Source organism: Neisseria sp. P0021.S007, from assembly GCF_051956855.1.
This window is the reverse complement of record NZ_JBQCXA010001247.1, coordinates 1-510: the sequence shown is the minus strand read 5'-3', so window position 1 is coordinate 510 and position 510 is coordinate 1. Positions and strand designations below refer to the sequence as shown.

Below are 510 nucleotides of genomic sequence, written 5' to 3'. Positions count from 1 at the left end.
CTATAACCTACGGCGAACAGCAAAACTGACAAACCACCCGAGTTCAAGCAAGCCAAGCCCAAGCGAGTCAAATTCAAGCAGGCGGTAAAACCACATTAATCGCCACAGGCGCAGCAGAACAATCCAATATCCACATTACCGGCTCAGATGTTGCCGGCAAAGCAGGAACCGGCCTGATTGCCGATAACGACATCACACTCCAATCCGCCGAACAAAGCAGCAGCGAACGCAGCAACAACAAAAGCAGCGGCTGGAACGCAGGTGCTGCCGTATCATTCGGACAAGGAGGCTGGTCTAGGCTTTACCGCAGGCGGCAATGTCGGCAAAGGCTACGGCAATGGCGATAGCGTAACCCACCGCCATAGCCACATAGGAGAAAAAGGCAGCCAAACCCTTATCCAAAGTGGTGGCGATACCATCATCAAAGGCGCACAAGTATGCGGCACAGGCGTACAAGTTAATGCCAAAAACCTAAGTATTCAAAGCGTACAAGATAGCGAAACCTATCAG

Annotated in this window: 1 pseudogene; it reads left to right on the top strand. The window is 51.8% G+C overall.

The features are described from left to right. Window positions 1–510: pseudogene (locus tag ACTHUR_RS18555) on the top strand (hemagglutinin repeat-containing protein); the annotation flags it as partial.